Origin of the sequence: Listeria immobilis (assembly GCF_014322765.1) — a bacterium.
Lineage (GTDB): Bacteria > Bacillota > Bacilli > Lactobacillales > Listeriaceae > Listeria > Listeria immobilis.
Genome location: NZ_JAASTZ010000001.1, coordinates 23,770 through 45,188 on the forward strand (window position 1 = coordinate 23,770; position 21,419 = coordinate 45,188).

A 21,419-nucleotide genomic window follows, 5' to 3' on the forward strand; every position below is an offset into this window, starting at 1 on the left:
TAAGAAAAATCGCCGCAAAATTCTTTACAAATCATGAAAATCGTGTAGAATGATAGGTGTTTAGAGACTTTACAGTGCTTATGCATTTCGAGTGAGTACTCACTCATTTTTATTTCATGGTTTTAATGTGAAGTTTTCTACAATTGAGCGTTTATATGTGAATTTCTATACATAAAAAGATAAAGCGTAGCGAAAGGAATGAGGTAAATGATTCATGCAGGGTTAGATGTTGGCTCAACCACAGCGAAAGCCGTAGCGTTGAACGATCAAGGGGATATTTTATTTCAAACGTACAGAAGACATTATTCGGATATTAAAAAAGTAACACTCGAAATTATGCAAGATATGCAAAAAAAATGCGGTATGACAGAAATGACTTTTAAAATCACGGGATCTTCTGGATTAGCTATTTCCAAATTTTTAAAAGTACCATTTGTGCAAGAAGTTATCGCTTGTACTGAAGCAGTGGAACAAGTTATTCCTGAGACAGATGTAGTGATTGAGCTTGGCGGGGAAGATGCGAAAATTATTTATTTTAGTGGTGGTATTGAACAACGAATGAATAATGCTTGTGCTGGCGGTACAGGAGCTTTTATCGACCAAATTGCCACTCTTCTTCAAACGGATCCAACTGGTTTAAATGAATTAGCGCAAAATGCTAATACGATTTATCCAATAGCTTCAAGATGCGGGGTTTTTGCTAAAACAGACGTTCAACCGCTATTAAATGAAGGAGCTAGAAAAGAAGATATTGCGGCATCTATTTTTCAAAGTGTTGTTACACAAACAATTAGTGGACTTGCATGTGGACGTCCAATTCGTGGTAAAGTAGCTTTTCTTGGCGGTCCACTAACATTTCTAGATCAACTACGATACCGTTTTACGGAGACGCTTAAAATGAAAGAGAGCGATATTATTGCTCCACAAAATGCAGAATACTTTATTGCACTTGGAACGGCATTTACAGGGCTTAATGATGTTCCAATTAAAGTAGAAGATATGGTTAACCAACTTTCCAATATGGATATGACAACCATGACAACAGATACAGTAATCTTACCAGCATTATTCGAAAATGAAACGGATCTAGAAAACTTCCGAGCTCGCCACAATAAAATGAAAGCTAAACGGGCGAAGTTGGAAGATTACGAAGGTGACGCTTATTTAGGTATTGATGCTGGCTCAACGACTACAAAACTAATCTTGATGAGCCAAACTAATGAAATTTTATATTCATTTTATTCTAGTAATAATGGGAATCCGCTTCAATCTGTTATTGATGCGACGAGTGATTTATATGAAATTTTGCCAGAGAAAGTGCGAATTGCGCAATCGGGTATAACCGGTTATGGTGAATCGCTTATTAAAGCCGCACTAAAAATTGATGTTGGGGAAATCGAAACAGTCGCTCATTACCGTGCTGCTCGCGAATTTTTACCTGATGTAGATTTTATTTTGGATATTGGCGGACAAGATATGAAATGTATGAAAATCAAAAAAGGAGCGCTTGATAGTTTAATGCTTAATGAAGCGTGTTCTGCTGGTTGTGGTTCTTTCTTAGAGACATTTGCTCAAACGCTAAATTTATCTATTGAAGAATTTGCGGCACGTGCGCTTGAAGCAAAAGCACCAGTGGATCTTGGTTCACGTTGTACAGTGTTTATGAACTCCAAAGTAAAACAAGTGCAAAAAGAAGGCGTCAGTATGGAAGATCTATCTGCTGGACTAGCCTATTCTGTTGTAAAAAATGCACTACAAAAAGTAATCAAACTTCGTAGCCCTAAAGATATTGGCGAAAAGGTGATTGTGCAAGGCGGAACTTTTTATAATGAATCTGTTCTACGTGCCTTTGAACTTTTGACTGGTCGGGAAGTTATTCGTCCGGATATTGCTGGAATGATGGGAGCATACGGGGCAGCGCTAATTGCTAGAGAACATTACGAAACTGGTGAAGTAACGGAAATGCTCGTACTTGAAAAATTACGTGAATTTAGCGCTGAAACTTCACAATCGCGCTGTAATCTTTGTAGTAACACATGTCAGCTGACTGTTACTAGATTTGGTGATGACCGGACATTTATTAGTGGAAATCGTTGTGAACGTGGCGAACGTGTTGAAACAAAACGAAATGTTTTACCAAACTTATATGCATATAAATTAAAACGAACTTTTGATTATAAGTCACTCAAAAAATCAGAGGCTACTCGAGGAACTATTGGAATTCCTCGTGCATTAAATGTGTTTGAAAACTATCCGCTTTGGCATACAATTTTAACGAATTTAGGATTCCGTGTGGTACTTTCTTCTAAATCATCTAAAAATCTTTATGATAAAGGAATTGAAACAATTGCATCAGAAGCAGTTTGTTTCCCAGCTAAATTAACACATGGTCATATTATGGATTTGATTAAGAAAAAAGCCGAACGAATTTTCTACCCATCGGTTGTATATGAAAAACCAGAATTTGGTGAAGCAACAAACAACTTTAACTGTCCAGTTGTTGCAGGCTATCCAGAAGTTATTCGTGTCAATGTTGATGCGCTAGAAGAGAAAAATATTCCAATGATTAGCCCATTTTTAACATTAGATAATGAAAAAGCGTTAATTAGCCAAATGATTTTAGCGTTCCCTGAAATCCCAGCAGAAGATATGGAAAAAGCAGTAAAAGCAGGGCTTCTTGAAGCGGAAATGTGTCGTAAAGATATTCAAGAAGAAGGAGAAGCAGCACTTACTTACATTAAGAAAAATAAAATCAAAGGTATCGTTCTCGCAGGACACCCTTATCACATTGATCCAGAAGTAAATCACGGAATTCCAGAACTGATTACCATGAATGGAATGGCAGTATTAACAGAGGATTCGATTTCCCATCTGGGTGAGATTGACCATAAACTTCGCGTTGAAAATCAGTGGAAATATCATGCAAGACTTTATCGCGCAGCAAGTTTTACAGCTAAAAGTGAAGATTTAGAATTCGTGCAATTGACTTCATTTGGTTGTGGTCTAGATGCTATTACAACAGATATGTGTCAGGAAATTATTGAAGGTCATAATAAAGTGTATACTTTGCTTAAAATCGATGAAATCAATAACCTTGGTGCAGCAAGAATTCGCGTCCGTTCCTTGAAAGCTGCAATGGAAGAGCGTGAGAAAAATAATGTTAAACCTAGCATAATGAAAAAACCAAAAGAGCGCGTAATGTTTACAAAAGAAATGAAGAAAACATACACTATTTTAGCACCACAGTTAGCGCCAACTCATTTTGAAATGTTGGAAGCTGCGTTTAAGGTTGGTGGCTATAATTTAGAAGTACTTCCAGCCGTTACGCCTCGTGCAGTGGATGAAGGTTTACGCTATGTCAATAATGATGCATGTTATCCAGCTATTTTGACGATTGGGCAAATGATGGATGCGTTAAAACATGGTGATTATGATTTGGATAATTTAGCTGTTTTAATGACGCAAACAGGTGGTGGATGTCGGGCAACCAACTATATCTCCATGTTGAAAAAAGCATTAGGTGAGGCGGGAATTGACCATATTCCAGTAATTTCACTGAATGCAAATGGCCTAGAAAAACAACCAGGATTTAAATTAACCCCTAAAATACTCGTTCGTCTTTTAGCAGGAATTAGTATGGGGGATGCACTTGACCGGATGCTTTATCGGACTAGACCTTATGAAGTAGAAGAAGGTAGTGCCAATAAGTTATTCCGTAAATACCTTGATGCTGGTCGTGAGTTAATGGAGGATTATTCTTTTACTGGATATAAAAAACTTGCAAATGAAATGGTTCAAGCTTTCGATCAACTACCAATTACAAATGAAATCAAACCGCGTGTAGGTGTTGTTGGTGAAATTCTTGTGAAATTCCATCCAGGTGCAAATAATAATATTGTTGATGTAATTGAAGAAGAAGGCGGAGAAGCTGTAGTACCAGATTTGACTGATTTTATTTTATATTGCTGTTACGATGACCATTTTGCTGCAAATACATTTGGTCGCTCAAAAGTAAAATCTTTCGCAAAACAAAGTGTGGCAATTCCGCTAATCAATCAATTCCGTAAACCAGTTACAGATGCACTGAAGAAAAGTGAACGTTTTGAAGCACCAGCAAGTATTGAATCTATTGCAGAAAAAGCAAGCCAATTACTTTCACTTGGAAATAAAATGGGAGAAGGTTGGTTCTTAACAGGAGAAATGTTTGAGCTACTAGATAGTAATGTGCCGAATATTGCTTGTTTACAACCATTCGCTTGTTTACCAAACCATATCACAGGTCGTGGAATGATTAAAGGCTTGAAAAAAATGTATCCAGAAGCGAATATCATGTCTATTGATTATGATGCGGGATCAAGTTCTGTAAACCAATTAAACCGAATTAAATTAATGCTTTCGATTGCTAGAAAACAACTAGAAACAACTGAAGTAGTCACTGAAAAAGAAACTAATACTAAATTTAACCCAAGAGAAAAAATTCTTGGGAAAGCAAAACAAGTCAGAGAGAGCGCTCCAGTTGAAATGATTGGCAATAAAGTGAAACAAGCAAGAGAAGCTGATCCAGTAGGTGCAATTGCTCAAAAAGTAAAACATGTTGCATCATCAAGTAGTGAACATATTCAAACAGATAACGATTAGTAAAAAAACTGTAAGCAGATAGGAAAAGGAACTGCCCTTCAAAAGTAAGATTTTTCGTCTAACTTTTTGAAGGGCACTACAAAACCTAATTGCTTACAGTTTTTTATTTTTCAGTAATCAAAGCAAATTTACCATGAATGACTTGTTTTAAATCCATTGGCGCGATACGGATTTGCAAGCCTCTTTTTCCAGCTGAGATAAGTATTGTTTCCAATGACTCTGCACTACTATCAATAAATGTAGGAAATAACTTGTTCATTCCAATAGGAGAACAGCCACCACGGACATAACCAGTTAATTTTTCAAGCGTTATTACAGGAACTAACTCACATTTCTTATTACCACTAATTTTAGCGATAGTTTTTAGATTAATGGATTTGCTTGCTGGGATACATGCTACAAGGTGCCCAGTCCTATCTCCTGTTAAGCAAATAGTCTTAAAAATATGAGCCGGATCATTACCGGTTTCTAGTGCCACATGTAATGCATTTAGTGAATCCTCATCCCAAGCATATTCTTGAAGCTGGTAAGGGATTTTTTGCTGATCTAATATTCGACAAACATTTGTTTTTTTATTCATAAATTCACCTCAAATCTAGTTTGTTTATGTACAAATTATGACAATCCGGCTATTTCCATTGGTTTTTTTAGAAAGTTTGGTACAATAATAAGGTATCAAAAAAGGAGAGGGAGATTTTAATGAAAAAAGGTTTATTTAGCATGATTATGTTGCTTGCCATGATGTTAGTTTTAACAGCATGTGGAGCTTCAAGAATAGAGCCAAAAGAAGCAGGAGAAATTACTGTAAATGCAGTTGTTTACAATAAAGATACTGACAAAGTGAAAGATGTCTATGGTGAAGACGGTAGTGCGTTTGAAAAAGAATTCGAAAAAAGCTTTAAAGAAAGCTTTATCAGCACATTTAGCGCTAGTCTTTCTGGTGATGTTAACATAGACAAAGAAGTAGACGATTTCTACAATGCATTACGCAAACAAGTAAATGAAAAAACATCTTATACTACTAAAGTAATAAATGACGACAAAGAAAATCCAGAAATTCAATTTGCTGTAAAAGGATTGGACATGAAAGGCGTTCAAGCAGAGCTAACAACAGAATTAACAAAAGAATTAACTGCTGATCCATCTATCGCTACTGACAATGAAAAATTGGCGAAGAAAACAATGGAACTCTACACAAAAGCAGTACAAAATGCAGATGCAGTATCTGAAACAAAAAATGTAAATCTTAAATTAACTGTAAATACAAAAGATGATTCACTTTGGAAAATGGAGAATGACATGGCCTTCATGCAAGAACTAACTACCGCATTCTTTATGGGTGGCATGTAAAATTAAGGAAAAGCTGTACAAAATAATTTTTGATAAAAACAGGCAACTCTCATCACGGAGGTGCCTGTTTTATTTATAGCGATTAGTTAAAAATAATAAAGCCCCGCAACAATTACTGCTGCTACAAGAATGCCGGGAACTAAGTTTGCAACTCGGATTTTAGTTAAACCAAGTAAATTTAGACCAATTGCTAAAATCATAATACCACCTGTTGCAGTTATCTCATTAATAATTAGTTCCATTAATTCAGCTGGAATAAATTGGTCAATCTGTGTGGCAAAAAGAGCAATGATTCCTTCAAAAAGAAATACTGGAATAGCTGATAGCATAACTCCCCAGCCAAGAGTCGTACTAAGGAGTAGTGCAATAAAACCATCCATGACCGATTTTGTATATAAAACATCATGATTACCCCGAATACCACTATCAAGCGCCCCGATAATCCCCATTGCACCAATAACAAAAATAAGGGTTGATGTAACAAATCCTTTGGCGATATTACTTTTTCCATTAGCTCCAACTTTGCGTTCAATCCAGTGACCAAGCTGATTGAGATGGTAGTCTATATTAATTAATTCCCCGATAACTGCACCAAAACAAATACTTAAAATAACGATCAGTGAATTGCTTGTTTTAAACCCCATTTGAATACCAAGAACAATAACGGACAAACCCATTCCTTTCATTACAGTGTCTTTTATACGTTCAGGGATATTATGTAATTTCATACCAATTACTGAACCAATCAAAATTCCTAGTCCATTAACTAGCGCACCAAGTAATACCATTTTATTCCTCCCTTTTAATCAATATTCTTATTATACAGCAACTCACGCGGAATGGGCATAAAAAATCGAAGGAACTAATAATCTAGTCCCTTCGACTAAAAATTCACTTTTCAGCAACTGTAAAGCGCTCATTTAAATGATTTGGTCGTTCTATTTCGTCCAAAATGGCGATAGCAAAGTCTTCCATACTAATAAAACTATTGCCTTTACTATTAAATAGCAGATGATTTTTTCCAACTTGATAGGTGCCAATTCGTTCACCTGGCTCAAACATTGCAGGAGGACTAACATATGTCCAGCTGAAATGTGATTCATTTTCTTTTAAATGTGTTAATTGTTCTGCTTGAGCTTTGGCAGTTGGATAGTATGGAGCTTCTTTTAACCCTTTAGATTCGAGCAGCGTATTGCCAGTATCATCAATTTGAAGGCTAGCTGCACCACCTACAACGATAAGTCGCGGCGATACAGTTCCATTTAAAACTCGCATTAAATGTTGCAAGGATAAAACATGTTTCTCAGCTTCTTCTGGACTTGTACCATAAGCATCCACAACAACATTTAGATCAGATACATCAGAAAGTGTTAACTCAAATATATCTTTCTGTAAAATATTAATATCTTTATGTGTTTGGGTGATTTTCCCCGCATTTCTTACAATAGCTGTTACTTCATGACCACGGTCTTTTGCTTCGGCTAAAATTCGTGAACCAGCACGCCCCGTAGCGCCAATTATTCCTATCTTCATAAAAAAAGCCCCCTATTCATTTTTCTGGAATAGATTCTCGCTTGATAGAAGAATTATTCCCGAAAGAAGGGGCTCGAAAACATTTATTTTTAAGATTGTTCTTTTGCAGCAGCGGCTAATTGTTTGATTTTGGCTGCTGAGTAGATGTGAGAAATGGTAAATATAATTAATGCTAACCAGATAAATAGAAAGGCGAATAATTGGATATGGTCAAAACTTTCTTTGAAAAGCAAAACACCGAGAGCAAGCATTAATGTAGGTCCGATATATTGCAAGAAACCAACCATCGTATAACTGATTTTTTTCGCAGCAGTTGCAAAAAGAAGTAATGGAATAGCGGTAACAATTCCTGCACCAACTAAAATAATATTTGTATTTGTAGGATATTGCATTAAACCATTAGTTGCAAAAAATAAGACATATATAAGTGCGAATGGTGTGATAATCAGTGTTTCCAGTGTTAAACCTGTCCAAACAGAAACCGGAACAAGTTTTTTAATTAGACCATAAAGTGAAAAGGTAACAGCCATACCAATTGCAGCCCATGGGACAGAGCCTAAGTGCCAGGTTAAAATTAGTACACCAATAGTAGCAGATATAACTGCAATTATTTCCCCACGACTTAAACGTTCCTTTAAAATTACGGTAGCTAGCAGAACATTTACAAGTGGATTTATATAATAACCAAGACTTGCCTCAGTTACATGCCCACTATTTACTGTATAAATGAATAAATACCAATTTCCTGTTACTAAAAAAGCAGCTGTAATAATGGCAATAAGCGTTTTTGGCTTAAGTAAAATTGCTTTCGTTTCTTCCAAAACCATGGATGCTTTTCGTAAACAGACAATCAAAAATAGCATAAAAATAAAAGACCATAGTATTCTATAGGCCAAAATTTCCATTGGAGGGACGTTTGTTACTAGCTTCCAGTAAATCGGAAGGACTCCCCAGAACACATAAGCCAGAGCGCCAGCCATAATCCCGCCTAGTTGTCCATTTTGTTTATTTTCCATAGTGATATTAGTCCCCCTTTTTTAAACAATAAGACTATTTTAGCGCAAAAGGGGAAAGAAAGCTATATAAAAATACGAATAGGGTAAGCTATTCGCATTTTTAAAAAATTATTTACTTGCTTCGATTTGGATGTTTAGTTTCACTTCATCGCCAATTAATACGCCACCAGTTTCAAGGGCTGCATTGTAGTTAAGACCAAAATCTTTACGATTGAATTTACCTTTTGCTTCAAAACCAGCTACCATGTTGCCAGTATTAGGATCTTTTCCAGTTCCTTCATAGCTAACTTCCAGTGTTAGTGGTTTAGTTACATCACGAATAGTTAGGTCACCAGTAACCATATATTCATCGTCACCATCTGGCGTAATTTTAGTTGCGGTGAATGTTACATTAGGATATTTCTCTACATTAAAGAAGTCTTCGCTTTTTAAATGACCATCACGTTGAGCTTGACGTGTATCAACTGAAGCAGCATCTACAGAAAAGTTTAATTTTGCAGTTGTTAAGTCTTCTGGATCCATTTCGATATCCGCTGAAAAGCTATTAAATGCTCCTTTTACTTTTGATACCATCATATGTTTTACTTGAAATTCGATTGAACTATGCGCTGGGTCTACATTCCATTTTTCTACTGTCATTTTTCATTCCTCCAAATATGTTTTTTATAAAAGTATTCTATTATAATCTAACCTATTTGGGCTGAGATTAAACTTAGTACAAAATACTTTTATGAATTAAGTAAGCAAGTAGCTTAACTGTTAATAGCTAAACTATATCATACTTACTTTTAATAAGCAACTATTAAATCGTAATAATAAATATATTTTTTTTGTAAATTTAATTGAGTTTTTACCATAAAGTGCGTAGAATAGGTTGTAAGAGGAGGTTGGATGATGACAATTATTAATAAAGATACAGAAAATATTAGCGAACTTTTAAAAACATATTGGTCGATTCAGCGGATTTCAGCGGGGTATGCTGACCAAAATGCAGCTAGTTTAGGTTTAACCATACAACAATTGGCGATTATTAATGTAGTATACAGCGCTCCAGGAATTTCAGTTGCAGAATTAACGAAGCGATTAATCATTACCGGAAGTTCCGCCGCCGCAAATATTGACGGATTAATAAATTTAGGATTAGTAGTGAAATTAAATAAAACAATTCCAAGTGATAGTATGGATTTAACCTTAAAACTTTCTAAAAAAGGGGAGGATTTGTCCAAACGATCTACAGCAAATGCGTTTATGTATAAAGCAATGATGAAAGTTTTTGAAAATCTTAACGAATCGGAAGTAAAAGAATTGCTTCGATTGAATAAAAAAGTAGAAACATTATTAAAAAAGAGTAAATAAAAACATCTCCTGTCACTCAGGTTAGCCTGAATGAACAAGAGATGTTTTTTTATTTTTTATCGAATTTACAATCTTCTAGTGGAATAACTTTGGTTTTATTTACGAATTTAAACGATAACCAGAAAATCAGGAAAATAGGTAGGCCGATATAAGAAATACCTATTTTTTGCCACCAAGCAGGATTTGTGAATTCCGGTTTTAAAAAGGCAGCATAATCTTGTCCGATAATAACCAAAATACATAATATCAATGCAAGTATCGGTCCAAACGGGAAAAATTTCGCTTTATATTTTAGTTCGTTTAAATCATGACCTTGTTTTAAAAATGCTTTACGGAAGCGATAATGACTGATGGCAATACCAACCCAAGCAATAAAACCTGTTAATCCAGAAGCAGATAGTAACCATGTATAAATTACGGTTCCGTTTTCTGTTAATGTAGTGATAAAGGTCATAGCGCCAATAATGGTTGTTACAATTAAAGCAGCCATTGGAATTCCGCGCTTATTTACATTTCCCAAGAAACGTGGCGCTTTTTTGTCACGAGCCATAGCCCAAAGCATTCTAGTTGAAGCATATAAACCAGAGTTCCCGGCAGATAATACCGAAGTAAGAATAACTGCATTCATTATCGAAGCAGCAAAAGCAAGTCCCGCTTTCTCAAAAACAAGTGTAAAAGGGCTAATAGCAACATCTGTCGCATCTGCACTTAGTAAATGCGGGCTTGTATAAGGAATAATCATCCCAATAATAAAAATCGCGAAAATGTAGAATAATAATATCCGCCAAAAAACTTGTTTAATTGCTTTTGGAACACTTTTTTCTGGGGTAGCACTTTCACCAGCAGCAATTCCGACCATCTCTGTTCCTTGAAAAGAGAAACCAGCGATTAAAAATGTTCCAAGGATGGCAAAGAAACCACCTTTGAACGGCGCATCTCCAGTGGTGAAATTAGAAAAGCCAATTGCTTCTCCACCAAGAATTCCAACAATGGTTAACACTCCTACAATAAGAAAAATAATTACAGTTGCTACTTTGATGATGGAGAACCAATATTCTGATTCGCCGTAAGCTTTTACAGACAAGGCATTTAAACCAAAGATTAGGATGAGGAATATAGCGCTCCATAGCCATGCAGGTGTATTCGGTAGCCAAAATTGAACGATAATGGCTGCGGTAGAAATATCAACTGCAAGGGTAATTGCCCAGTTAAACCAATAATTCCAACCAAGTGCAAAACCAAATGCTGGGTCCACAAAACGAGTAGCATATGTACTAAATGAACCTGAAACCGGCATATAGGTGGCCATTTCGCCTAAGCTAGTCATTAAAAAGTAAACCATAATACCAATAGCGATATAGGCAACGAGTGCTCCGCCTGGCCCAGCTGTATGGATGGCATTTCCACTAGCTAAAAACAACCCAGTTCCAATAGATCCACCAATAGCAATCATGGATAAATGTCTCGTTTTTAAGTCACGACGAATTTCGCCATGTGTTTCTTTTTTCAAAATATATCTTCCTTTCTATTTTTAGAGGAAAGTGCGCAAAAAAAACAGCCAATCTTCAAGAAATTGGCTGTTACATATTTTACCAACATCTTCTTGTCAGATAGCACATCCATAAGAAAATTTGACAAATTCTTATAGCAGTCCAGCGCTTTTGAGCAACTGTCCCAACAACTATTTCTTAAACAAAGATAAAATAGTCACTTCGGCGATCATCCTGTTCGTTTTTTGTCATTGGCGTCTTTGTTTCGCCTCTAAAAAAAGTACTAGTGAATCTCGCAACCTCTACCTCACCATTTGGATGAGGGTTTGTATTTGATTATTTACTCATAATAACGGAAAATAACTCATTTTGCAATACGTTTTTTAATAATTTTGTAAGGCTTCTTTGATAGTACTGTAAGTTGTTAAAGTGGATAGATTTTCTTCATAGCGAATTAATGTCATGGCGAACTTAGGTGAAATACCTGTAATAATTAACTCTACTCCAGTTAATTTCATAAATCCGTGAAATTTCACAAGATTCATCACTGCATCCTCATTAAAATCCGCAAGTCCGGAAAGGTCCATAATTAAGTAATCTTCCTTGCCATTATCCATATAGTCACTTACATATTCAGACATATGCTGAAACCGGTCGTTCGTAAGCGAGCCAATAAGTGGTAAAACACATATATTATCTTTAATAGGTACAATGGGTGTAGAAAGTTTTTCGATTTCTCTTAGGGATTTTTCGAGTTCCAACTGGTAATTATGTTCTGTTGTAATATCCTTTTGAATACCAACAAAATATAAATGTCCGTTATCATCATAAATCGGTTCAATCGTTAGTTCATTCATAAAAGATGAACCATTTTTTCGGTAATTTTTTAGTAATGCTCTTGTTGTGGTTTTGTTTACAACTGCATCACGAACTTTTTGGATTTCATTTTTATCCGTATCTTCCCCTTGTAAAAAGTAACAATTGGAACCAAGTGCATCAGCTTTCGTATAGCCGGTAATATTTTCGAAACCTGTGTTTACAAAAATAATTGGATTATTTTTTTGTTCAGCATCAGTAATAATTACCCCAACACTCGATAAATTTAATGCTTCTAAGATAATATCAAATTTTGGATAAGCAGACATCTGCGTGTTTCGCCCCCTTTGCAAATACATCTATATCATAACACGATGATGCGCGAAAGCCCAATGTCAAATTTGTGAATTTAAAATAAGGAAAATCGGTAACGAGAAAATATATCAATGAGGGTGTATAATTAAGGTAGAGGTGATACGTTATGTTTATTAGATTTACAAATAGTGCTAAAAAACGGCTTGAAGTACTTCGATCTGGGTTACCTGGACAACTACATTTGTATTACGATACAGAAGGCTGTGCATGTGAGAATAGCGGCATTTTTACGCTTCGTTTAGTAGAAAAACAAACAAAAGAAGATGATGAAGTGGAGTCAAACATTGGTCCGATTTTAATTAAACGCTGGACAAAGATATTTTTAGAGGAAGAATTAATCATTGATTATGATGATAAAGCGAAGGTAATGATGCTAAAAAGTGATGGACAGTATTATAATCGTAATTTACTATTAGTAACAGAGTCGGACGAAGTAATTAGTTGCCCTGTTAGTGTAAAATAATTTCATCAAAAAACCTAGGATAAATATTATTATTCTAGGTTTTTTGATGAAATTTTCATGAGAATGTAGTGAAACTTTCAACATATAGTGACACTAGCTTCCGAATTGTAGTAACATAGAATAGGGAAGTTTTTTACATAAGGAAGGAGTGTTACGATGGAACAACCATCAGTAGATGAGTTAAAGAATTGGAGAAATGTTATGCTGCTCCATCGCTTTGCTTTAGAAGAAGTGAATACAAAACTTAAAATATTAAATGAAGAATTTCAATTTATTCATGATTATAACCCAATGGAACACTTGAAATCTCGGGTGAAGTCATTAGAAAGTATTGGGGCAAAATTAGAAAAAAAAGAGTTGGATATTACACCAGAAAATGCTTTAAAACATGTCCATGATATTGCCGGCATTCGGATTACCTGTTCTTTTGTATCAGATATTTTTAGAATTCATGAGATGTTAGCAGGACAAAACGATATTACCATTTTGCGTGTTAAAGATTATGTGACGAATCCTAAACCAAATGGCTATCGGAGTTTACATTTACTTTGTGAAGTACCAGTTTTCTTAACAAACCGTTCTGAAAAAATGACAGTTGAAATTCAAATTCGAACCGTCGCGATGGATTTTTGGGCAAGTTTGGAGCATAAGATTTATTATAAGTATCAGAAAGAAGCTCCAGAGGAATTGGTTAAAGAATTACAAGATGCGGCAAGAATCATTACTCATTTAGATGAAAAAATGAAAAACTTAAATGACCAAATTGACCAGTATAAAAAGGAAAAAGAAAAATAAATGATAAAACAGCTTTATTTCTTTGCAGGCCAATACGTTGCAAAGAAATAAAGCTGTTTTATATTTGCGAGATAATTATTTTTGCTTCATAATAATATAGGAGAAAAAACGAAAGGGGCGTACATAATGGAAATATTTTTATATGTTTTAGCATTACTTGTAGCTATTTTTATTTCTAATTTAGTCAATCGCTTTGTGCCCTTTGTATCAGTACCACTTATTCAAATTGGCTTAGGTGTGATGATTGCGCTTGTACCAATTACGTTCGATTTAAAATTAAACCCGGAACTTTTTTTGGTGATGTTTATTGCGCCATTGTTATTTAATGATGGAAGACGAACTGATAAGAAAGCCTTATGGGGAATGCGGATGCCAATTTTGGTATTAGCACTCGGGCTTGTGTTTGCAACGGTAGTGGTTATTGGCTATTTTGTAAATTGGATGATTCCGACCATTCCACTAGCTGCTGCTTTTGCGCTTGCTGCTGCACTTGCGCCTACAGATGCCGTTGCTGTGAGTTCGCTTTCAGGGCGGATAAATTTACCTAAACGAATAATGAATTTGTTGGAAGGAGAAGCTTTAATTAACGATGCATCAGGTTTAGTTGCTTTCCAATTTGCGATTGCAGCGATGGTAACAGGTGTTTTTAGTTTACTGGATGCGAGTATTAGCTTTTTTGTTATTGCAATCGGCGGTGTTTTAGTCGGATTAGTACTTAGTTGGTTAAAATTTAGATTTCTTAAGTGGGTACGCGGGCTTGGAATGGAAGACGTTACTTTCCACATGCTTATCCAAATTTTGACACCATTTATTATTTATTTAGTGGCGGAAGAATTTCATGTTTCTGGAATTTTAGCGGTTGTCGCAGCAGGAATTATGCACTCAATGGAACGAAAGAAAATCGATCCACAATCAGTTAAACTAAATATTGTATCTCAAAGTACTTGGTCAGTTATTATTTTTGTCTTAAATGGGCTTGTGTTTTTACTTTTAGGTACCCAACTTCCTTCTATAATTGAAGTAGTTTGGAATGATTCAGGTATCAGCAACTGGCAAGTGACTGCCTATATTTTATCCATCACAGCTGCTTTAATTTTACTTCGCTTTGTCTGGGTGTATATGTCATGGAATATTGGTGCAAAAAAACGGGATAAACATAACAAAAAAACAACACGACCAAAACTGCGCCCAGTAATACTTACTTCTTTGTCTGGAGTACGTGGAGCAGTAACATTAGCCAGTGCGCTTGCAATTCCATTTTTCCTAGATGATGGGACACTTTTCCCACAAAGAGCATTAATTATTTTCTTAGCGTCTGGTGTTATTCTTTGTACATTAGTAATTGCGACATTTATTTTACCATTGTTAGCTAAAAATGAAGAAGTAACAACGGAAGATGAACGAGCAGAAAAAGCGACTCGAATTCGGATTTTAAGAAATGTGATTAGGGAGCTGAAAGAGCAAACTTTACCAGAGACGAAAGCAGCAACAGATGAAGTGATTGAAGACTATCGGAGACGGATTTATGATTTACAGCATAATAGTTCAAATAAAAAGATGGATGAGAGAGAGCGAGAGAAACGGTTAGAAATCATTGAATGGCAACGAATGAATACGCAGAAAAAAGCGGATAGCGGAGAATTGGTGGCAACCGATAGTTATCGCTATCAACACTATCTAAATATGGTGGAGCAAGCAATTAAACAACGCTTCCGAACAAAAATAAAAACAGCATGGATGTTCTTTGTTCGACTTATGATGTTTGTCATTCACCCGAAAAAATGGTACAAAATTAGTCATAAAATGAAAAAAGGGATTTCAAAAGATAATGAACGCTTCCAGGCAATTCGTAAGTTAAGAGAAGAAAATGAGATACTAGTTATCCAAAAATTAAAAGAGCAACTTACAAAAGAAAATGCGGATATTATCGGTCCACTTATTACAGAACATACAATGTTTTTAGAGCGAATTAGGAATGATAGTAATATAACTCGTAGAAAACGTGCAAAATCCGAACAGAAAAAACGCGAGGTTCAAATTGTGGCTTTCCAAACTGAACGTGATATTATTCAGCATCTATTTGAAACAGGTGGAATTTCAAGAGATTTGGCACGTGAACTCCGTCAAAATTTAAATATGATTGAGACTTACTTATATGATGATTTTTTGGGAACCGATTAAAATGATTATAATCGCTTATATATCTAAAGAGGTGTATAGGCGATTTTTTTACTGTTGGAAAATAGAAGCTGATTAAAGAAAACTAAAAAGCCTCGCAGAACGTGGGAAAAAGGAGCGAGGTTATTACGTATGGATAGATTTACGATTGAACTTTTCTTAAATGGTCACTAAATCGGCAAATTTCTTCTTTCATTTTTAAGTCAGCACGTTGATATTTTCTACTGGTATCATTAATAGTAATAATAGTTTCTTTCCCAGTTTCTAAATCTAAAATAAAAATTTTGTAATTGGGAAGTTTTTTTGGGCCATAACGATATTGATTTTTATCACATTCCACATAGTATCTACTAAATGGATATACTTTATCAAATAATCCTCTTTTATGATAAAAGGCATTTTTATTAATAAAGAAAACACCAAGGAAAAATTGTTTGAAGTAGAAGCCGAATGCTACAACGAATCCAAAGGAAAGGCAGTAAAACTTGAGGTCGGTTATTTTTAGAAAAATAGCCATAAGTGCAAGTATTCCAATTAAAAAAGTTGCTAGAATTACTGGCACAACTAACGTAATATTCATAGTATATTTTGAAAATCGATATTCCGTCATGGATGCCACCAGCCTCTTGTTGTAATGATAAAATCTTAGCATTAAAAAAATCCTTGTCTAGCTAATAAAACATAAAAAACTATTGTCCGTATGATAGCTTTGTTGTATAATGTATCTTGCTGTAAGTAAACTCTATGTTTAATATTAGTAAACTTATCTAACTTGAGGTTTATTATCACTAAACTTGAAAGAAAGGAAACAGACATGGAAATTGGCAAACGTATTAAAAATCTTAGGCTTAGCAAGAATTTAACGCAAGAGGAACTAGGCGAGCGGACTGATTTAACTAAAGGTTATATTTCACAATTAGAGCGAGATTTAAGTTCGCCATCTATTGAAACCTTGTTTGCTATTTTGGAAGTGCTTGGTTCGACACCAAAAGACTTTTTTGATGAGGAAGAACATAATCAAAAAGTAATATATGGGGAGTTAGAGCATACATTTTTTGAAGATGAAGAGAAGGGATACAGAATTAAGTGGTTGGTTCCGGAATCGAATGAAAAAGAAATGGAACCTGTACTACTTGAAATAGAAGAAAATAGCTATTTTAAAAACTTTGAACCATCGCTTTCTGAAACTTTTGGCTATGTGCTAAACGGAGAAGTGACAGTGATACTTGGAAGAAATGAGTATATCGCAAAAACCGGAGAAGCTATTTATTTCCATGCAGCAGATGAGCACCAAATCATTAACAGATCAAATCAAAAAGCGACACTCATTTTAGTTGCAACGGATTCATATTTATAAGGGGGAAACTATTTTGACAGAAACAATTATTCGTTTTGAAAATGTAACAAAACAATTTGACAATGATCCACCCGTACTAGACAATGTCAGTTTTGAAATAGAAAAAGGAAAATTTTATACATTATTAGGTCCTTCAGGGTGTGGGAAAACAACTATTTTACGCTTAATTGCTGGCTTTTTAGAAGCGACAGAAGGGCAAATTTTCCTTGGTGAAAAAGTTATTAATCAAATACCAGCAAATAAACGCCCAGTTAATACGGTATTCCAAGATTATGCCCTATTTCCACATCTAAATGTATACGAAAATGTCGCTTTTGGACTTAGAATAAAAAAATTAAAAAAAGAAGCTATAGACGAAAAAGTCAAAGAAGCTTTACGATTTGTTAATTTAAAAGGATATGAAAAAAGAGAAATTAGCGAAATGTCAGGTGGGCAAAAACAGCGTGTTGCAATTGCGCGTGCGATTGTTAATGAACCGGAAGTTATTTTGCTAGATGAACCACTTTCGGCGCTTGATTTAAAACTTCGGACTGAAATGCAATATGAACTTCGTGACTTGCAAAAACGGCTTGGAATTACGTTTATTTTTGTGACACATGACCAAGAAGAAGCACTTGCAATGAGTGATGAGATTTTTGTATTAAATAAAGGGGAAATCCAGCAAAGCGGAACACCAATTGATATTTATGATGAACCAATTAATAAATTTGTAGCAGATTTCATTGGTGAATCAAATATTGTCACTGGTAAAATGATGCAAGACTTTGAAGTGGAATTTGTAGAAAGACGCTTTGAATGTGTTGACCAAGGCTTCCGTCCAAATGAAACTGTAGAAGTAGTTATTCGACCAGAAGATCTTGAAATAACTTCTGCTGAAAAAGGGAAACTTCAAGTAACGGTGGATTGGATGCTATTTCGCGGTGTGCATTATGAAGTGGGTTGTATTGATACGGACGGAAATGAGTGGCTCGTTCATACTACAAGAAAAGTTCGTGTTGGTGATAAGATTGGCTTAGCGTTTGATCCAGAGGCAATTCATGTTATGCGTCTTGGGGAAACGGAGGAAGAATTCGATAAGCGGCTGGATAGCTATGATGAGGTGCAGTAATGAATAGACGCACTCGGACGGTATACCTTATTCCTTATGTACTTTGGATTTTACTTTTTGTTGTTGCACCAATTTTATTAATTGTTTATTACTCATTTTTTGATGTCGATGGTAATTTGACGATGGATAATTATATTCACTTTTTCACGCCCGTTTATTTGAAAATGACGGCTAGTTCGTTTTGGTATGCGTTTTTAATTACCGTTTTTACGCTACTGATTTCTTACCCAACAGCTTACTTGCTAACCAAATTGAAACATAAACAATTGTGGTTGCTGTTAATTATTTTGCCAACTTGGATTAATTTACTTTTGAAAGCATATGCCTTTATTGGGATTTTTGGGACTTACGGGGCGGCAAATCAGTTTTTGGAATTGATGGGAATTGGTTCAAAACAAATATTATTTACTGATTTTAGTTTCTTATTTGTATCAACTTATATTTTTATTCCGTTTATGATTTTGCCGATTTTTAATGCGATTGAGGAAATTAACCCAACTTTGATTCAAGCGTCTCGCGATTTAGGCGCATCCAGTTTGACGACGTTTCGACGAGTGATTTTTCCTTTGACAGCAGATGGGGTGAAATCTGGTTGTCAGGCTGTATTTATTCCGGCGTTATCTTTATTTATGATTACAAGATTAATTGCTGGAAACCGGGTGATTACGCTTGGTACAGCTATTGAAGAACATTTCCTTGTCACGCAAGATTGGGGAATGGGTTCAACGATTGGTGTGTTCTTAATAATTGCGATGATTTTAATTATGTTTTTAACAGGCTCTAAAAAGAAAAGAGGTGTGCGTAAATGAAGAAAAGTAAATGGGGAACAATTTATTTAGTACTTATTTTTGTGATTTTATACGCACCAATTTTTTACTTGATTTTCTATTCTTTTAATAAAGGTGGAACAATGCATAATTTTAGCGGGTTTACACTTGATTATTACAAGGAAGTTTTTCAAGATACGCGATTGTTAATTATTGTTTTAAATACCTTTGTTATTGCACTGCTTTCCTCAGTGATTGCGACAGTGATTGGGGTTTTTGGAGCATTGGCGATAAAATTTATGCCAAAACCTTTTGCGAAAAATTCGTTGCTTAGCCTGAATAATGTGTTGATTGTCAGCCCGGATGTAATTATTGGAGCTAGTTTCTTGATATTCTTTACGATTTTAGGGGTGAAACTGGGCTTTATTTCGGTGCTGGTTTCTCATATCGCATTTAGTATTCCGATTGTCGTACTAATGATTTTGCCGAAGTTGCAAGAAATGAGCCCAACATTAATGGATGCGGCGCGGGACTTAGGGGCGAGTCAGTGGCAAGTGCTTTCTAAGGTGATTCTTCCTTACATTATGCCAGGTGTTTTAGCTGGTTTCTTTATGGCGCTAACTTATTCATTAGATGATTTTGCAGTCACTTTTTTCGTAACAGGGAACGGTTTCTCCACATTAGCAGTAGAAATTTATTCACGTGCTAGACAAGGGATTTCGCTTTCTATCAATGCTTTATCTACACTTATTTTCCTATTTACGATTGTTCTTGTTATCGGTTATTACTTTATTAGCAAGCATAATACAAGCAAAAATATTCGAACGGGGGCGACGAAAGAATGAAGCAATTGCTGAAAATTTTTGTGCCAGTTATTGTGGTGGCACTTCTTATGATGCTACTTGCAACAACGATGAACCGTTCAGAAGGTTACGCTGGGAGTAACACACTAACGATTTATAACTGGGGCGACTATATTGACCCATCTTTAATAACGAAATTTGAAAAAGAAACGGGTATGAAAGTTATTTATCAAACCTTTGACTCGAATGAAGCCATGATGACGAAAATCGAGCAAGGTGGTACTACTTTTGATATTGCAGTACCAAGTGATTATGCGATTAGTAAAATGAAAGAAGAAAATTTACTAATTCCACTTGATCATTCAAAATTACCCAATGAAAAATATCTCGATCCGCGCTTTATGGATTTGTCTTTTGATGATAATAATAAGTATTCAATGCCATATTTCTGGGGAACACTGGGAATTATTTATAACAAGGAAATGTTCCCAAATAAGAATTTTGATACGTGGGATGCGTTATTTGATCCTGACTTGAAAAATCAAATCCTCTTAATTGATGGAGCCCGTGAAGTAATGGGTCTTGGATTAAACAGCTTAGGATATTCCCTCAATGACACAAACAAAGTACATTTAATGGAAGCACGTGACAAACTTGAAACGATGACACCTAACGTGAAAGCAATTGTTGGTGACGAAATCAAGTTACTCATGGCTGATAATGAAGCAGGCGTTGCGGTAACATTTTCTGGAGAAGCGGCAGAAATGCTGAGTGAAAATGAAGATTTAGAATATGTGATTCCAAAAGATGGCTCGAATTTATGGTTTGATAATATGGTCATTCCGAAAACCGCGAAAAACGTTGATGGAGCGCATAAATTTATCAACTTCATGTTAAAACCAGAAAATGCAGCCATAAATGCCGAATATGTCGGTTACGCCACACCAAATGAAAAAGCAGTGAAACTATTACCAAAAGAAATTTCTAGTGACGAACGTTTTTATCCAAATATGGATGAGCTGACGAATTTAGAAGTATATGATAACTTAGGAAAACGAATGTTGTCTTATTATAATGAACTTTTCTTAGAGTTTAAGATGTATCGCAAGTGATCGGGAAACTCGGCGAAAACGTGTCATATCAGCAAGCATTCAGGAGTATAAGCAATCGTTTTTATAGCTAGTTATCCAAAAGTTTACCAAAAGCGACGAAATTGTCGCTTTTTTGGTGTTTTCTACCAGAGAATTCTACCAGAGATTTTTGGCTGGAAAGCTTGATGTGTATAGGGATAAGCATAAATGTTTTTAGAGAAAAATTATCATTTGAAAAAGCTTGTTAAGAATAGTTTTTTTTAAAGAACTAAAATATATACTG

General features: G+C 35.3%; 19 protein-coding genes and 1 riboswitch. Of the genes, 11 read left to right on the forward strand and 8 right to left on the reverse strand.

Annotated features, from left to right (window positions below; genetic code table 11):
- Positions 1-207: 207 nt before the first annotated feature.
- Positions 208-4,638 (forward strand): 2-hydroxyacyl-CoA dehydratase, encoded by a 4,431-nt coding sequence (locus tag HCJ50_RS00130; protein WP_185347092.1) that lies wholly within the window; start codon positions 208-210, stop codon positions 4,636-4,638.
- A gap of 103 nt (positions 4,639-4,741) precedes the next feature.
- Here HCJ50_RS00130 and ybaK read toward each other — a convergent pair whose 3' ends face one another.
- Positions 4,742-5,218 carry a Cys-tRNA(Pro) deacylase gene (ybaK, locus tag HCJ50_RS00135; protein WP_185347090.1) on the reverse strand — a complete coding sequence of 159 codons (477 nt, stop codon included), beginning with the start codon at positions 5,216-5,218 and terminating at the stop codon, positions 4,742-4,744.
- 119 nt (positions 5,219-5,337) lie between these two features.
- Here ybaK and HCJ50_RS00140 point away from each other — a divergent pair, with 119 nt between their 5' ends.
- Positions 5,338-5,988: a DUF5105 domain-containing protein gene (locus tag HCJ50_RS00140; RefSeq protein WP_185395446.1), complete on the forward strand. Its 651-nt coding sequence runs from the start codon at positions 5,338-5,340 to the stop codon at positions 5,986-5,988.
- Positions 5,989-6,074: 86 nt separating this feature from the next.
- Here the strand turns inward: HCJ50_RS00140 and HCJ50_RS00145 are convergent, their stop codons facing one another.
- The 4 genes from HCJ50_RS00145 to HCJ50_RS00160 form a co-directional block, all read right to left on the reverse strand.
- Positions 6,075-6,776 (reverse strand): DUF554 domain-containing protein, encoded by a 702-nt coding sequence (locus HCJ50_RS00145; RefSeq protein WP_185347080.1) that lies wholly within the window; start codon positions 6,774-6,776, stop codon positions 6,075-6,077.
- 103 nt (positions 6,777-6,879) lie between these two features.
- Complete coding sequence (locus tag HCJ50_RS00150) at positions 6,880-7,521, reverse strand: NAD(P)-dependent oxidoreductase (RefSeq protein ID WP_185347078.1); 642 nt, start codon at positions 7,519-7,521, stop codon at positions 6,880-6,882.
- Between the two features lie 89 nt (positions 7,522-7,610).
- Positions 7,611-8,537, reverse strand: a complete 927-nt coding sequence (gene rarD / locus HCJ50_RS00155) for an EamA family transporter RarD (protein ID WP_185347077.1) — start codon at positions 8,535-8,537, stop codon at positions 7,611-7,613.
- 108 nt (positions 8,538-8,645) lie between these two features.
- Positions 8,646-9,176 carry a YceI family protein gene (locus HCJ50_RS00160; protein ID WP_185347075.1) on the reverse strand — a complete coding sequence of 177 codons (531 nt, stop codon included), beginning with the start codon at positions 9,174-9,176 and terminating at the stop codon, positions 8,646-8,648.
- Between the two features lie 255 nt (positions 9,177-9,431).
- Between HCJ50_RS00160 and HCJ50_RS00165 the strand changes: the two genes are divergently transcribed.
- On the forward strand, positions 9,432-9,893 hold the full coding sequence (locus HCJ50_RS00165; protein WP_185347121.1) for a MarR family winged helix-turn-helix transcriptional regulator: 462 nt from the start codon (positions 9,432-9,434) through the stop codon (positions 9,891-9,893).
- Between the two features lie 49 nt (positions 9,894-9,942).
- Here HCJ50_RS00165 and HCJ50_RS00170 read toward each other — a convergent pair whose 3' ends face one another.
- Together HCJ50_RS00170 and HCJ50_RS00175 are read right to left on the reverse strand one after the other, a co-directional pair.
- Positions 9,943-11,403, reverse strand: coding sequence for an amino acid permease (locus tag HCJ50_RS00170; RefSeq protein WP_185347073.1), 1,461 nt, complete (start codon positions 11,401-11,403; stop codon positions 9,943-9,945).
- Between the two features lie 93 nt (positions 11,404-11,496).
- A riboswitch (Lysine riboswitch) is annotated at positions 11,497-11,696 on the reverse strand.
- Positions 11,697-11,766: 70 nt separating this feature from the next.
- A complete protein-coding gene (locus HCJ50_RS00175) occupies positions 11,767-12,528 on the reverse strand; it encodes a blue-light photoreceptor (protein ID WP_185347071.1) in 762 nt (253 codons plus the stop codon).
- A 152-nt stretch (positions 12,529-12,680) separates the two neighbouring features.
- Between HCJ50_RS00175 and HCJ50_RS00180 the strand changes: the two genes are divergently transcribed.
- The 3 genes from HCJ50_RS00180 to HCJ50_RS00190 all read left to right on the forward strand — a co-directional run bounded on the left by HCJ50_RS00180 (position 12,681) and on the right by HCJ50_RS00190 (position 16,013).
- Complete coding sequence (locus HCJ50_RS00180) at positions 12,681-13,037, forward strand: iron-sulfur cluster biosynthesis family protein (protein WP_185347062.1); 357 nt, start codon at positions 12,681-12,683, stop codon at positions 13,035-13,037.
- Between the two features lie 156 nt (positions 13,038-13,193).
- Positions 13,194-13,832: a GTP pyrophosphokinase gene (locus HCJ50_RS00185; protein WP_185347060.1), complete on the forward strand. Its 639-nt coding sequence runs from the start codon at positions 13,194-13,196 to the stop codon at positions 13,830-13,832.
- A gap of 126 nt (positions 13,833-13,958) precedes the next feature.
- A complete protein-coding gene (locus tag HCJ50_RS00190; protein WP_185347058.1) occupies positions 13,959-16,013 on the forward strand; it encodes a Na+/H+ antiporter in 2,055 nt (684 codons plus the stop codon).
- 139 nt (positions 16,014-16,152) lie between these two features.
- Here HCJ50_RS00190 and HCJ50_RS00195 read toward each other — a convergent pair whose 3' ends face one another.
- Positions 16,153-16,620: a hypothetical protein gene (locus HCJ50_RS00195; RefSeq protein ID WP_185347056.1), complete on the reverse strand. Its 468-nt coding sequence runs from the start codon at positions 16,618-16,620 to the stop codon at positions 16,153-16,155.
- Positions 16,621-16,824: 204 nt separating this feature from the next.
- On the opposite strand from HCJ50_RS00195, the gene HCJ50_RS00200 reads away from it, so the two are divergent.
- Genes HCJ50_RS00200 through HCJ50_RS00220 form a run of 5 tightly spaced genes read left to right on the forward strand, consistent with a single transcriptional unit; the run spans position 16,825 to position 21,157 of the window.
- Positions 16,825-17,367, forward strand: coding sequence for a helix-turn-helix domain-containing protein (locus HCJ50_RS00200; protein ID WP_185347054.1), 543 nt, complete (start codon positions 16,825-16,827; stop codon positions 17,365-17,367).
- Between the two features lie 13 nt (positions 17,368-17,380).
- Positions 17,381-18,475: an ABC transporter ATP-binding protein gene (locus HCJ50_RS00205; RefSeq protein ID WP_185347052.1), complete on the forward strand. Its 1,095-nt coding sequence runs from the start codon at positions 17,381-17,383 to the stop codon at positions 18,473-18,475.
- Complete coding sequence (locus HCJ50_RS00210) at positions 18,475-19,284, forward strand: ABC transporter permease (RefSeq protein WP_185347050.1); 810 nt, start codon at positions 18,475-18,477, stop codon at positions 19,282-19,284. The genes HCJ50_RS00205 and HCJ50_RS00210 overlap by 1 nt, the downstream gene beginning before the upstream one ends.
- On the forward strand, positions 19,281-20,087 hold the full coding sequence (locus tag HCJ50_RS00215; RefSeq protein ID WP_185347049.1) for an ABC transporter permease: 807 nt from the start codon (positions 19,281-19,283) through the stop codon (positions 20,085-20,087). Before HCJ50_RS00210 ends, HCJ50_RS00215 begins: the two co-directional genes overlap by 4 nt.
- Positions 20,084-21,157, forward strand: a complete 1,074-nt coding sequence (locus HCJ50_RS00220) for an ABC transporter substrate-binding protein (RefSeq protein ID WP_185347047.1) — start codon at positions 20,084-20,086, stop codon at positions 21,155-21,157. Before HCJ50_RS00215 ends, HCJ50_RS00220 begins: the two co-directional genes overlap by 4 nt.
- Positions 21,158-21,419: the final 262 nt, after the last annotated feature.